Origin of the sequence: Bradyrhizobium guangxiense (assembly GCF_004114915.1) — a bacterium.
GTDB classification, from domain to species: domain Bacteria; phylum Pseudomonadota; class Alphaproteobacteria; order Rhizobiales; family Xanthobacteraceae; genus Bradyrhizobium; species Bradyrhizobium guangxiense.
The window spans coordinates 936,785-950,336 of record NZ_CP022220.1; the positions used below are offsets into that span (position 1 = coordinate 936,785).

Annotated in this window: 13 protein-coding genes; 11 read left to right on the forward strand and 2 right to left on the reverse strand. The window is 57.6% G+C overall.

The features are described from left to right. Window positions 1–294: 294 nt before the first annotated feature. Window positions 295–750 (reverse strand): MarR family winged helix-turn-helix transcriptional regulator, encoded by a 456-nt coding sequence (locus X268_RS38910; protein WP_128930097.1) that lies wholly within the window; start codon window positions 748–750, stop codon window positions 295–297. Window positions 751–875: 125 nt separating this feature from the next. Between X268_RS38910 and X268_RS38915 the strand changes: the two genes are divergently transcribed. Beyond that, complete coding sequence (locus X268_RS38915) at window positions 876–2,084, forward strand: ABC transporter substrate-binding protein (RefSeq protein ID WP_128930098.1); 1,209 nt, start codon at window positions 876–878, stop codon at window positions 2,082–2,084. Window positions 2,085–2,098: 14 nt separating this feature from the next. Beyond that, complete coding sequence (locus tag X268_RS38920) at window positions 2,099–3,277, forward strand: cytochrome P450 (protein WP_128930099.1); 1,179 nt, start codon at window positions 2,099–2,101, stop codon at window positions 3,275–3,277. Between the two features lie 676 nt (window positions 3,278–3,953). Here X268_RS38920 and X268_RS38925 read toward each other — a convergent pair. After that, window positions 3,954–5,762, reverse strand: a complete 1,809-nt coding sequence (locus X268_RS38925) for a putative bifunctional diguanylate cyclase/phosphodiesterase (RefSeq protein ID WP_128930100.1) — start codon at window positions 5,760–5,762, stop codon at window positions 3,954–3,956. Window positions 5,763–5,960: 198 nt separating this feature from the next. Between X268_RS38925 and X268_RS38930 the strand changes: the two genes are divergently transcribed. From X268_RS38930 to X268_RS38975, 9 genes are all read left to right on the forward strand, one after another. Continuing rightward, the gene (locus X268_RS38930) at window positions 5,961–7,403 is read left to right on the forward strand and encodes a sigma-54 dependent transcriptional regulator (RefSeq protein ID WP_128930101.1); all 1,443 of its coding nucleotides are present in this window, start codon (window positions 5,961–5,963) and stop codon (window positions 7,401–7,403) included. Window positions 7,404–7,996: 593 nt separating this feature from the next. Then, complete coding sequence (locus X268_RS38940) at window positions 7,997–8,959, forward strand: NADH-quinone oxidoreductase subunit B family protein (protein WP_128930103.1); 963 nt, start codon at window positions 7,997–7,999, stop codon at window positions 8,957–8,959. A 57-nt stretch (window positions 8,960–9,016) separates the two neighbouring features. Continuing rightward, complete coding sequence (locus X268_RS38945; RefSeq protein WP_128930104.1) at window positions 9,017–10,615, forward strand: nickel-dependent hydrogenase large subunit; 1,599 nt, start codon at window positions 9,017–9,019, stop codon at window positions 10,613–10,615. A gap of 107 nt (window positions 10,616–10,722) precedes the next feature. Continuing rightward, the gene (locus X268_RS38950; protein ID WP_128930105.1) at window positions 10,723–11,034 is read left to right on the forward strand and encodes a hypothetical protein; all 312 of its coding nucleotides are present in this window, start codon (window positions 10,723–10,725) and stop codon (window positions 11,032–11,034) included. 22 nt (window positions 11,035–11,056) lie between these two features. After that, the gene (locus tag X268_RS38955) at window positions 11,057–11,374 is read left to right on the forward strand and encodes a hypothetical protein (protein ID WP_128930106.1); all 318 of its coding nucleotides are present in this window, start codon (window positions 11,057–11,059) and stop codon (window positions 11,372–11,374) included. 24 nt (window positions 11,375–11,398) lie between these two features. Further along, window positions 11,399–11,881 carry a hydrogenase maturation protease gene (locus tag X268_RS38960; RefSeq protein ID WP_128930107.1) on the forward strand — a complete coding sequence of 161 codons (483 nt, stop codon included), beginning with the start codon at window positions 11,399–11,401 and terminating at the stop codon, window positions 11,879–11,881. After that, window positions 11,881–12,189: a hypothetical protein gene (locus X268_RS38965; protein ID WP_128930108.1), complete on the forward strand. Its 309-nt coding sequence runs from the start codon at window positions 11,881–11,883 to the stop codon at window positions 12,187–12,189. Before X268_RS38960 ends, X268_RS38965 begins: the two co-directional genes overlap by 1 nt. Before the next feature lie 54 nt (window positions 12,190–12,243). Further along, the gene (locus tag X268_RS38970) at window positions 12,244–13,305 is read left to right on the forward strand and encodes a tetratricopeptide repeat protein (RefSeq protein ID WP_232995559.1); all 1,062 of its coding nucleotides are present in this window, start codon (window positions 12,244–12,246) and stop codon (window positions 13,303–13,305) included. A gap of 28 nt (window positions 13,306–13,333) precedes the next feature. Further along, on the forward strand, window positions 13,334–13,543 hold the full coding sequence (locus X268_RS38975; RefSeq protein ID WP_128930109.1) for a hypothetical protein: 210 nt from the start codon (window positions 13,334–13,336) through the stop codon (window positions 13,541–13,543). The last annotated feature ends 9 nt before the right edge of the window (window positions 13,544–13,552 follow it).

The window sequence follows — 13,552 nt, forward strand, 5'->3', positions numbered from 1 at the left end:
CCAGACCGGCGCCGCGGTCCACCCGAAATTCAATAGGCAGTCTGTTTGAATTTCGATGAAGCGCAGCGAGCGAAAAAGCGGTGAGGTGCACCTCGCTCTCGACCGCCTGGCACGCGGCTTCGTTCCAGCAGCAGACTAACTTCGATGTCGAGGCGCATGCGCATCAGCTCGCGCTAAGGCCAGTCGTGGCATCCTGGTGAACTTGGCGCGAGGATGCGCGCGCATCAGCCGCCTGATTGCGAATGGCCAATGTCTTCTCCTTGTAAACGATACGGTCAAGATTTGATTAAGAGTCTAAAAGGGGCAGATCCGATTTAGCAGGCCGATCAAAGTGGATCGCTCCGTTTCATTAAGGGGAGCAAGCATTCGGCGGTTATAGGGCGCCGTGAGCCGGACGGCGTCCCTCATCAATTTCTCGCCTTTCGACGTCAATGTGATCTCAATCGCACGCCGGTCGATTTTGGACCGGCTTCGCTTCACCAGACCCGCGTCCTCGAGCTGGTGCAGAATTTTTGTCAAATTCGGGAGTTGAAGCCGCAACAGTGCTGCGATGCTACTCGGAACGACCCCCGGGTTGTCCCGCACCAGCATGAGGATTGCGTAGGTCGCAGGCGTCAGTCCGAGCTCGGCGAAGGTCTCATAGAAGCCGTCGAAGAACTTCAACTGGATCAATCGGATCACGAAGCCCGGGACGTTGCGAAGTGCGGCCAAATCGAGCTGCTTCTCTGCCGCCGTTGTTGCTATTGTCATTAGCTCCCCTGGGTCATCCACGTTCGCATCTATCATGACGCATGCCGAATTGACATCGCCCAATATACTTATAAAATATAAGTATTATGCGGCTGAGACCGCAACGGTAGCCGGGAGGAGTATCCATGAGGGTGACAAGCCTATTGGCGACGTGCGTCTCCTTGCTTGCGCTGATTTGCGGATCGGCCGATGCGCAGGAAACGGTGAAGCTCGGCGTTCTCAATGACCAGTCCGGAGCATTTGCAAGCTATCAGGGCATTGGGTCCGTCATCGCGGCTCAATTGGCTGTCGAGGATTATGGCGGAAAGGCTGGCGGCAGGCAGGTCGAAGTCGTCAGTGCGGATCACCAGAACAAGTCGGACACCGGCGTCAACATCGCGCGTCGCTGGTATGAGAATGAGGGCGTCGATGCAATCTTCGACGTCCCCAACTCGGCGATTGCGCTGGCAGTCGCGGGGATGAGCGCCGAAAAGAACAAGGTGTTCGTCGGCTCTGGCGCCGGTACGGCATTGTTGACTGGAGAAAAGTGTACGCCGAATACGGTGCACTGGACTTACGACACCTATGCTTATGGCCGCGGGCTCGGCAAGACCATCGTCGAGCAGGGCGGCAAAAAGTGGTTCTTCATCACGGCCGATTATGCCTTCGGCCACGATCTGGAGAAGCAGGCGTCCGAATCGGTCAAGGCATCCGGGGGACAGGTCCTCGGAGCCGTCCGTCATCCCCTCGGGACGGCCGACTTCGCCTCGTTCCTGCTGCAGGCGCAGGCTTCCGGCGCCGACATCATCGGTATCGCCAACGCCGGCGACGATACGATCACTTCGATGAAGCAGGCCGCCGAGTTCGGCCTGACCAAAGATCACAAACTGGTCGGTCTGATTCTGGGCATGAACGGCATTCCGTCTCTCGGGCTGCAATTCGCCCAAGGCGCCCAAATCATGAATCCGTTCTACTGGGACCTCAACGAGGCCACCCGGTCCTTCGCCAAGCGCTTCTCGGAGCGCATCCCATCCAAGGCCTATCCCAACGACATGCAAGCCGGCGTCTACGCTGGCGTCATTCACTACCTGAAGGCCGTCGACAAGGTCGGTGGCGCGAAAGACGGTAGGGCGGTCGTTGCCGCCATGAAGGAGCTTCCGACCGACGATTCCTTGTTCGGCAAAGGTTTCATCCGCAAGGACGGACGTAAGATCCATCCGCTCTATCTCCTCCAGGTCAAATCGCCCGACCAGTCGAAATCCAAGTGGGACCTCCTGAAGGTTGTCGGGATCATCAAGGGCGAAGATGCCTTCAGACCCGAGAACGAGGGCAATTGTCCTCTCAGCAAACAATAAGTCGAGGGGCCGCCATGAGCCAGTTTGCTTCTACTCGGATCGATCCGTTCGCTGATGAGGTGCTGAGGGATCCGTATCCGGCGTACCAGACCTTTCGCGAACTGGGACCGGTGTTCAGGATCGAGCCGTACGACATCTGGGCCATGGCGCGGTATGAGCAGGTTGATTCCACGCTCAAGGATTGGCAGACCTTCATCAGCGGAGAGGGCGTCGGCCTAAAGGGTATGAACCCAGCGCTGCCCCGGCCGATGACGCTACAGATCGACCCGCCCGATCACGAGAAGGGACGCCGAATCCTCGCCCGGACCATGTCACCGGGCGTAGCGAAGAACCTGCGCGACACCTTTCAGAAGGAGGCCGAGAGGAAAATCGGCGAGCTCGTCGAGCGGGGGACCTTCGACGCGATGACAGATCTGGCCATAGCTTATCCCCTAAAGGTGTTCCCCGACGCCATTGGCGTCTCAGAGGAGGGACGCGAGAACCTGCTTGCCTGGAGCACGTTCGTCTTCAACAGCTTCGGACCGGATAATCACATTCTCGCCAGATCTCGTGATCCAGGGCTGACCGCGCAGAAATGGATCATGGACCGTTGCGCACGCAGCGCGCTCAGACCCGATGGCATTGGAACGATGATCTACGAAGCTGCTGATGCAGGTGAGATTACTGAACACGAGGCCACGCATTTGGTCCGGCCATTCCTAACTGCGGGTGTCGACACGACGATCAATGGACTGGGGAATACCTTGCTTGCACTCGCAAGCCATCCAATGCAATTCGCCAAACTACACGAGCGCCCGGCACTCGCCCGCAATGCGTTTGAGGAAGGGCTACGCTATGATTCACCTGTGCAGACCTTCTTCCGCACCACCTCGCGTGAAGTGGAAATGGCGGGCGATATCATACCAGCGAGGACCAAAGTGCTGGTCTTCATGGCATCCGCCAACCGTGATCCGGCTCGTTGGCAAGAGCCCGAGCGCTTCGATGTGGAGCGACCTGTAACAGGACATGTGGGCTTCGGCTCCGGCATTCATGCTTGTGTGGGCCAGATGATCGCACGCTTGGAGGGTGAGTTGGTTCTAACGGAACTTGCGAAGCGGGTAAAATCAATTGAACTCATTGCCGAACCCGAGCGCATGCTAAATAACACCCTTCGGGGGCTCAAAAGTATGCCAGTCCGCGTGACTGCTGCCTGAGCGACCAATGGTGGCACTGTCCGATCTTGAGACCACCATCATCGACAGAGCAATTCCCATGCTACCAACTAGGGTCGGCCGCGAGGCGGGCAAGCCGCAGTTGGTTTGCTGCCCTGTTCAACAGCGTAGCCTCTCAGGCCTTGAAACGTCGCAAGACTACCGTTTTCAGGAGGCGCCAAGTCAAGGACAGACAATCGGCAGAATTTCAGCGTTGGTGCCAAACGACAATGAGCGAGACGATCACGCACTTGTCCCGAATTGGGCTCGCGATGCATGCGGCCTGAGCAATACAAAGGCGCAGTGTCAGGTCAAAAAAGACGAGAGGGAGCTCCGCCAAAAGACCGGTTGTCTGCCCCCTCCCTGACTTGGCCGCCACAAGAGTGTAGGGAGGTCCTTTCAGGCATTCGGGCTTTCTAGAATAGCGTGAAAAGCTTCAAAGCCATGATCGGAGTAGGCAAGGCGTTTTGTTGCCTGAGGGCTGTTTTGTTCTCCTGATCTCCTCGTTGAGTCTCTCCTGCCAGCATGTAGACTAGCTTTGCCCCCAATGGCTACATCAGTAGCGGCCCGCCGCGGTGTTGGCGCGAACGGCTCGAAGTGTTAAGGTGCATCAAGACCTCAGCGGGTGGCTTCCGCTTTAAAATAGCCGAGGGGTTCTCGAACCTTGGGCAGCTCCAGATTAGGCAACAGCTTTCAGCTCCTCAATGACGCGGATCAGCTGCGCCGCAGGCTGGGGGTAAGCGATGAAGTAGCCTTGGGCTTGCGTGCAGCGTTGGTCACCAAGAATCCTAAGCTGCTCAGCTGTCTCAACCCCCTCAGCGACAATGGTCATGTCCAAGGCTTGCCCCAACTCGGAAATTGCCCTGACAATCGCCGCCGCGCTCGTCTCGCGGCTGAGATCCTGCACAAAGGATCGGTCGATCTTGATCTTGTCCAATGGGAAGCTCCGCAGATAGCTCAATGCGGAGTAGCCTGTGCCGAAGTCATCTATGGCGATGTGAACTCCTAGCACCCGCAACCTATTGAGAATGTCGCGCGTGATCTCTTCGTCGTGCAGCAGAATGCTCTCGGTAATCTCCAGTTCGAGACGAGACCCATGCAAGCCCGCAGCAGCCAGGGCGCGGGTCACGGACAGTTCCAAGGCTCCGCGCCTGAATTGAACAGACGACAGATTGACCGCAACTCTTACGTCTTGCGGCCATGATGCGGCATCGCGGCAGGCCTGCTGAAGCACCCAATCACCAATCGGAACGATGAGCCCTGTCTCTTCGGCGAGGGGAATAAAGGTCGTAGGGGGTATCGTCCCTTTTTGCGGATGATGCCAGCGTAAGAGCGCTTCGAACGTGACAATCTGCTTGGATTCGATATTCACGATGGGCTGATAAAACAGTTCGAACTCAGATCGTTGCAAAGCCTGGCGAAGGTCTACCTCGAGCTGCAGGCGCTCTTGCAAACGGACGTTCATTTCGTTCTGGAATATTCGATAGGTGCCGCGTCCATCGGACTTTGCCTGATAGAGCGCCACATCGGCATTCTTAATCACTTCGTCTGTTCCGTTTTCGGAGCATGCCGTGATATTTATGCCAATGCTCGTGCCAATCATCACCCGGTGTTCATCGAGGAAGTAGGGTTCGCCAATGGATGCGAGGATTCTCTCAGCGAGGCTGCTGGCGTCCTCAGGATCGGCGGCATCAACCCGCAGAATCGCGAACTCGTCCCCGCCAAGCCGAGCGACGAGGTCTGTCGTCTTGGCGCAAGATTTCAATCGCTGCGCCACCTCAAGCAGCAGGGCATCGCCAACGCCATGTCCAAGCGTATCATTGACGCTTTTGAAGCCATCAAGGTCCAGACACAAAATCGCAATGCGCTTGTGCCGCCCTCGTGTTCCAACCGCGCGCTCCACAAGCTCGTGAAAGCTGCGCCGGTTGGCCAGTCTTGTGAGGGGATCGTGGGCCGCCAGAAATGCAATTTGCGCCTCGTGCAGCTTGCGCTCGGTCACATTCCGGCAGGTGCCTCGATAACCCTGGAATTTACCCCTCGCAAATGTCGGATTGCCGTTGATCTCCAGCCAAAGCTCGTCCCCCGCACGTCCGTCCAAGCAGATTTCGAACCCCCGAAATGGCTTTCGATTGGAAAGAGCCTGCAGATATTCGATCCAGGATTTGCTCGCGAGCGGATTGATCCCCAAGGCCTCCGCCAACTTGATTCCAATTTGGCCGGCCGGCAGCCCGAGGTCTTCCTTGCCGCTTGTAATCGTCAGCTGGTCATCGGTTTCCCAGACGACCTCCGAAGAGGTATCAAGGAAATCGCTCAGGCGTTTGAGCTCGCGCCTCAAACGGTCATTGTCCAATCTAAGCTGCTCGAGCGGGCCGGCTTCGCCAGAGCGACATGATTCTAGCGGGCTAGGCTTTGCTGCAGTCAACCAACAGCGGACATCGTTCATGCAGCTTGCAAGCGCCGCCGCGATAAAGTTGACCGGAAATGCCATTTGCACTGCCCCCAAACAGCGAGGCCGCGATAGTAAGTGGGGGAAGCTGCGAAAAGGTTGCCGGCCTTTGGGGAATTGCGGCGGGGGTAATTGCGGGTTCACGGACCTGCCGAACCACTATGGACAGCGCAAGCCTCGCGAAGTTGATTTATCTTGCAGATATTGCTAACCTGCTTTGCATTTTGGAAAGAATGTTGCATGCGCGACCTGCAAACAGTGCTGATCATCGCGCGGAGCGGCCCTGAATGGGCTGCCATCGCAGACACCTTGTCAGACCAATACGACTACCGCGTTCTTTCCGCCGATTCGGTCGAAAATGCGAGGGCATCCCTGGCCGACGCCCAAGTAGACATTGCTCTCGTCGAGTATGGCGAAGGCAAAGGTCTGAAGTTCCTCGTTGATCTACGAGTATCTCATCCTGACGTGATCCGCATCCTGGCGCTCGAGGCCAAGACCGAGATCGGCCAACGGGAAATGGCGCCCGCCGGCATCTATCAGCTCATCCGTAAGCCGCTGGACGCCAACCAGATTGGACTTATGGTGGAGCGTGGCCTTGAGGCCCGTGAACTTGCCCGTCGACATCGCCTTCTTACACGAGAGTTCAAATTTCCAGCGAATGCCACAGGCATTCACGCAAGGCCCATTCTGCCGATGCAGCCGGAGAGCCGCCGTTTCGAAAAGCTCGTCTACGTCAGTGAAAAACTACACAACCTCAGCGAGCTCGCGCGAAAAGCAGCCAAAACGGAGCTGCCTATCTTGATTCAGGGGGCAACGGGGACGGGCAAAGAGCTTCTCGCTCGCGCCATTCATTACAACTCTGGCCGCCGCGACAGCCCGTTGCTGGTCCAAAACTGCGGGGGGATGTCCGATGAGCTCTTACAATCCGAGCTCTTTGGGCACAAGCGCGGCGCTTTTACGGGCGCTGTCTCAGACCGGCTGGGCCTTTTTCGCGCCGCGGACCGGGGAACGGTATTCCTCGATGAAATATCCGAGGTGTCTTCATCTTTTCAGGTGAGCCTGCTTCGTTTCCTGCAGGAGGGAGAGGTCAAGCCGCTCGGCTCCGACAAGATCGTCACCAGCAATGTCCGCATTATCGCTGCCTCCAACCGTCCTCTCCGCGCGTTGGTCGCCGCGGGCAAATTCCGACAGGATCTCTATTTCCGCCTGCGGGGATTCGAGCTGGAAGTTCCCTCGCTGAGTGATCGCCGAGAGGATATCCCGGTGCTAGCGGAGTTCTTTGCCGCCAAGCACAGCGAGGCGATGGGGCGCAAGATCCTTGGAATTTCTGCAGCCGTTCTCGAAAAGCTCTCCGCTTACGACTTTCCGGGAAACGTTCGAGAACTTGAGAACGAAATCCGCCGCATGGTGTCACTGACGGAGGAGGGGGAGTACGTCACCACCACGCACATGTCGCCCGCTATATTGGCGGCCCCGCCGCGCTCCCGCTTCAAGTCAGCCGGCGGGTACGAGCTGCGGGGCACCACCTTGAAAGAAAAGGTCGAATGCCTCGAAAAGCAAGTTGTCGCCGAAGTGCTGTCGCGGCATCGGTGGAATCAAAGCAAGGCTGCGAACGAACTTGGACTCTCGCGCGTTGGACTTTCCAACAAGATCAAGCGCTATAGCCTCGATGAGGCAGAGTGAGACAGCCGATGGTACGCAACGAAGATCAGTTTAAGAGGGATCCCTCACCCAACCTGGTGCGCTTCCCCCAGTCGCGAGTTTCGCCTGCTCGCAGGACGCCAGCAAAGGATCTCGGGCTGAGCCTGCTTTCCAGAAGGCTCGGTCTGCCGGAGCGCCAATTGACTGGACATTGGTGCAGCCGCTGCGAGGGCATCTGGTACGGTTATCTGCTCGAGGTCGATTGTCCTGCATGTGGCAATCGTCACGGCTGAGTACCGCTGCTCGTCTTCAAAAAATCAGCACCGAACGAGCGATACTTCAGCCTGCCTCAGGGAAGGAGCTTTGGGCACCGTCACCCCGTAACAAGGACTAATGCCAACCCTTGCAATATTTGATGCGCTGCAACGATCATTGCTTACATTGACAAGCTGGTATGCATAGCAAACTTAGTATGCGCGGCGTCACACACCGTAGATCGCCCTGCGAAGTCAGCTGACGCTTAGAATCCTTGAGCTTTTTGAAAATTGCAAGGTACGAGCCGCTCGGCATGGTCCTTGCTACCTCCTTCCGACAAAGATGCCATGCCAGCGCGTCTGATTTGGTGGAGGAAATAGATGACTAATCTTCTTTGGCTCCAGGGGGGAGCGTGCTCCGGCAACACGATGTCGTTTCTCAATGCCGAGGAGCCAAGCGCCTGTGATCTCGTCACAGATTTCGGCATCAACGTCCTATGGCACCCATCGCTCGGCCTTGAGCTCGGCGAGAATCTGAAGAAGCTTCTCAACGCGCTGACATCAGGACAGATGCCGCTCGATATTTTCGTGTTCGAGGGCACGGTGGTCAACGCGCCGAATGGCACTGGCGAATGGAATCGCTTTGCGGGCCGCCCGATGAAAGATTGGGTCACCGATCTTGCCAAGGTCGCCGGCTATACTGTCGCGATTGGCGACTGTGCAACATATGGCGGTATTCCCGCGACTGCTCCCAATCCGTCAGAAAGCCAAGGACTACAATTTCTCAAACGTCAGCAAGGTGGCTATCTCGGCACAAGCTACCGATCAAAGGCAGGCTTGCCCGTCATCAACATACCGGGATGCCCAGCCCATCCGGATTGGATCACGCAAATTGTCGTCGCGGTGGCGACCGGCAGAGGTGCTGAACTCTCGCTCGACGAGTTTCAACGCCCAAAGACGTTTTTCACGAGCTTCACCCAGACCGGCTGTACGCGGAACATGCATTTTGCCTATAAGGTCTCAGCCACGGAATATGGCCAGCGAAAGGGGTGCCTGTTCTACGATCTCGGCTGCCGTGGACCGATGACGCATTCACCCTGCAACCGCATTCTCTGGAATCGGCAATCGTCGAAGACCCGAGCAGGCATGCCGTGCATGGGCTGTACCGAGCCGGAATTTCCGTTCTTTGAGCTGGCCCCCGGGACGGTATTCAAGACCCAGACTCTGATGGGCGTGCCCAAGGATCTGCCGTCCGGCGTTGACAAAGCCGGTTACGTCAAGCTGACCGCGGCCGCGAAAGCCGCCTCACCAGCATGGGCCGAGGAAGACATCTTCGTCGTCTGACGAGTGTCCTGCTCACAGACCTGTCGCTCAACCATCAGTCATCAGGAACCGATTCACATGCCAAGCGCAGTGCAAACTCTGGACATTTCGCCGGTCGGCCGGGTCGAAGGCGATCTCGACGTGCGTGTCAACATCCAGGATGGGGTCGTGGTCGACGCCTGGACCCAAGCGGAGCTGTTTCGCGGTTTCGAAATCATTCTGCGTGACAAGGATCCCCAAGCCGGCCTCGTTGTCACACCGCGCGCCTGCGGCATTTGCGGCGCCTCGCATCTGACCTGCGCCGCATGGGCGCTCGATACGGCCTGGCAGACCGAGGTGCCACGCAACGCCATCCTGGCCCGAAATCTCGGCCAGCTCGTCGAGAGTCTGCAGAGCCTTCCGCGCCATCACTACGGGCTCTTCATGATCGACTACACTCACAAGAATTATTCGAGCTCGAAATATTATAAAGAGGCGGTGAGGCGCTACGCTCCCTTCACCGGCGCAAATTACGAAATCGGCGTGACGATTTCTGGCAAGCCCGTCGAAATCTATGCTCTGCTGGGCGGGCAATGGCCCCACTCGAGCTACATGGTACCGGGCGGGGTGATGTGTGCCCCGACGCTCACCGACGTGACGCGCGCCTGGTCGATCCTCGAGTATTTCCGCCGCGAATGGATGGAAAAGATATGGCTAGGCTGCTCGCTCGAGCGGTACGAACAAATCAAAAGCTATGACGATTTCATGGCCTGGCTTGATGAAACGCCGCACCACGCCAATTCTGATCTGGGCATGTTCTGGCGGATGAGCATCGATTGCGGCATGGACAAGTATGGTCAAGGTCACGGCCGCTTCGTGTCCTGGGGATACCTTCCCCACGAGGACAAGTATCAGAAACCGACGATCGAAGGCCGCAACGCCGCGGTCATCATGAAGAGCGGCGTCTACGATGGCCGTAGCGATACGTTCAAGCTCATGGACCAGAACTTTACGCGCGAAGACACAGCCCATGCTTGGTACGATGAGCCGGGTGGGCTGCATCCGTTTGACCGCAAGACTGTACCGACCCAGAAGAACGCCGTCGACATGGGTGGAAAGTATTCCTGGGCCACCGCCGTGTGTCACGATGAAAGCGGCCGGCTCGAAGCTGGGCCGCTATCGCGGCAGCTGATCGCAGGCGGCAAGCACGGCGAGAGCTGGCAACATTACGATCCGCTGGTCCTTGATATGTACAAGAAGCTGGGGGGCGCCAGCGTCATGCTCAGGCACTTCGCCCGCATGCACGAAGGTGTCAAGTTATACCGGCAAGCTGAACACGCGCTTCGTGAGTTTCGGCTGAACGACCCGTGGTATATCAAGCCCAACGAGCGCGACGGGCGCGGCTGGGGCGCCACAGAGGCAATCCGAGGAGCGCTGTGCCATTGGATCGACGTCAAGGACGGCAAGATCAAGAACTACCAGATCATTGCGCCGACTACCTGGAATGTTGGACCGCGGGCGGCGGACGGCACCCGAGGACCGATGGAGCAGGCCTTGATCGGCTCGCCTATCAAGGATCCGAGCGATCCCGTTGAAGTCGGCCATGTCTGCCGCTCCTATGATTCGTGCTTGGTTTGCACGGTCCACGCGCACGACGCAAAGACAGGAGAGGAACTGGCGCGCTTTAGAACAGCCTGACCGCAAACTCGCTCGAGTCACTGGATTGCATCAACAGGCTTCGTTTGGTCATTCTCGCAGGCCGAGCGAACCACGGTGGATCACTACGTCAAAAGGCGCGTCGCACAATGGCGTCCGAAAACGGGGCTACCCTGAAAGCCATCGCCGATATGCTTGCGGATGGGCTCGAAACGCAAGTCGAGCCCTTTCCCGAGACGGACAAGGAATTTGCGGAAATTTTGCTGCAGCTGCGTCAGCTCGATACGAAGGACCTCAAGGCCAAACTCGTGATCTCGGGGTTCCTCGACCATCCTTACGGACCTGACAGGCAACGCTGCCTGGAATGCATGTACTATCTCGTGCACCGCAAATGGTGCGATCTGCCAGAGCTGTCTGTGCCTGTCGAGCCGGACTGGTGGTGCCGGCTATGGCGCATCTAGCTTCTCACCCGAGGCGCTCGTCATGGCCTCCGCCAGCGATGAAAGCTTACGTTCCCGCATCATCGGTCTCCTGACCTCTGGTCTTGCCACGGACGTGTATCCGCGCGCAGACAGCCATGAGCAAGTTCAGCGGCTTGTCTGCGACCTTCGCCTTGCAGGCGATGATCTGGAGGCTAAGCTCAAGCTCGCGGGGTTTACCTCATATCCGATTGAGCACGCCGGCATTACGCAGCTTTGCGAAACTTGCATGTACTACAAGGTGCACCAGCGCTTCTGCGAGCTGCCGGAACTGAATGTGCCGGTCGAACCCGATTGGTCCTGTAAGCTCTGGCGCATCTGATGCGCCTCATGGAAAGGGCACGCCGTGATTGCCGTGGTTGCTTGTGGAAATCCAAATCGTTCCGACGACGGCGCCGGTCTTGCTGTTCTCGGGCAGCTCAAAGATCGGGGGTTCGGACAGAATGCTGACATTCGTCTGCTCGACGCTGGCACCGACGGGATGGCGGCGATGTTCGCTGCGCGGGGCTGCCGAACGCTGATTATCGTCGATGCCTGCAGATCCGGCTCCGAGCCGGGCGCAATCTTCGAGGTCCCAGGACACGAATTGACCAAACCTTATGGAGGTGGACTTAATCTGCACGACTTTCGCTGGGAGCACGCACTTTTCGCCGGAAAGGCGATATTTCGCGATGCGTTTCCCGACGATGTCATCGTATTTCTGATCGAGGCAGAGCAACTCGATCTTGGTCTGTCGCTATCTTGTCGTGTATCGCAGGCGGTCATGAAGGTCGCCGCTAGGATCGAAGAGTTGCTGCGAACGCCCCAGGAGGCCGTGCCGGTGGGCTGATGCCAAATCTTGCGGTCACCATCAAAGACGGCTCGCTCTACTTTTCTGCCGCGCTCTGCAGACGCTTCTTCGATGGCCTTCAATGCGTCATCCTGCTCCGACGAGACAACGATCTTTGCATCCTGCCAGTCCGTCACCAGGCGGGCGGTGGATATCTGTTGAAGATGCGCAACATCGCTGGTGATCGCGTGGTGCATGCACCCGACTTCTTCAGCGAGCACAATGTCCCGATAGACGTCCGCGAGTTCGCAGCCGAATGGTCCTCCGCTGACCAAGCTCTCATCATCGCGCATGCGTTCGATTTGTAAACTTTCTTTACATTTCGCTTATTGAGTAGACAGACTGAAAATTTGGCTGCAAGATTGATCCGCATCAATGACGCGCGGCAAATCAAGCGCTCGGTCCGGGAGGACACCTTGGCGGCAGGCCTTCTGAGCGAACAGGTACGCGCAGCCTTGCAAGCAGCGGAGGCCGAGACGGCTACGCCGGCCGAGCGAGCCGAGATGCTCATGGAGATCGGAATAGGGCTGCAAACGAGGCCCAAGTCGCCGGATGAGATCAACTCCGCAATAGAACTCTACGACAAAGCCCTGACCGTCTGTCCCGGTGAGCTGGCTTTGCTGCGATCTCGTATTCTGGCGCGCAAAGCAACGGCGCTGCAGGCGATGCCCGAGCAGGGCACAAAGTCAATCGAGCTCGCTCGGTCCATCTTCGAAGCCATCATGCCAGAGCTCACTCAACTCGCAACGCTTGAAGAAACCGCGGAAGCCGAGATGAATCTCGGGCTGTGCATCCAAAGCCTCGCTGCCGTTGGCCGCGCAAAGATCTCTGAGGCGATAGCAGCCTATCAACGCGCCCTTCGTACCTTCACTCGAACGAGCCACCCCAAAGAGTACGCCATTCTTCAGAACAATTTGGCGACGGCCTTTCTCTCCATGCCGATGACCGATCAGCGCGGCAAAATGCGAGAGGCTCTTGCTGTTCAAGCCTTCGAGGAAGCGCTCAAAGTCGTGACTCTCGTCGATGATCCTGTCGAATACGCGATGTTGCAGAACAACCTCGGCAATGCCCTCCAATATGTCGCCTCGAGCCACGTGCTCGAGAATAATCTTCGCGCGCTTGAGGCCTATGACGAGGCACTTAAGGTCCGCACCCGCGAGACGATGCCGATCGAGTACGCGAACACCATCTCGAACAAGGCAAACTGCCTGTGGAATCTGCCCGGTCATGCCTCGAACTCGGAAACCGGCAGGGGCATCAATCTCTCAATGGCCCTCGTCTATTACAGAGAGGCGCGCGAAATATTCCTGGCCCATGGAGATCCCGGTCGCGCTCAGATCGTCAGCGAGGCCTCCATGCAGATCGAGCGCGAGCTGATGGAGCTGTCGGCGCTTCTCGATCGACCTACCACCCTGCATTCCTAGCAAATCTGGATCGAAGGAGTTCTTGCAAATGAGCGTGTCACTTACTCCGGCAATATTCGCCTTAAGTCTCGGTCTGGCGATGATTGCATCAATCGCAGGAGGAATGGTCGGCGGCCTCATCGTCGGCGGAAAAGTGCTCGGAAATGAGCTCGCAGCGCTGCTCGGTGGTTTCTACGGCCCGTTGGCTGGAATTGCCGGCGTTTTCGTCGGCCTTATCGCTCTTTCGATCATCGCTTGAGGAAGATGA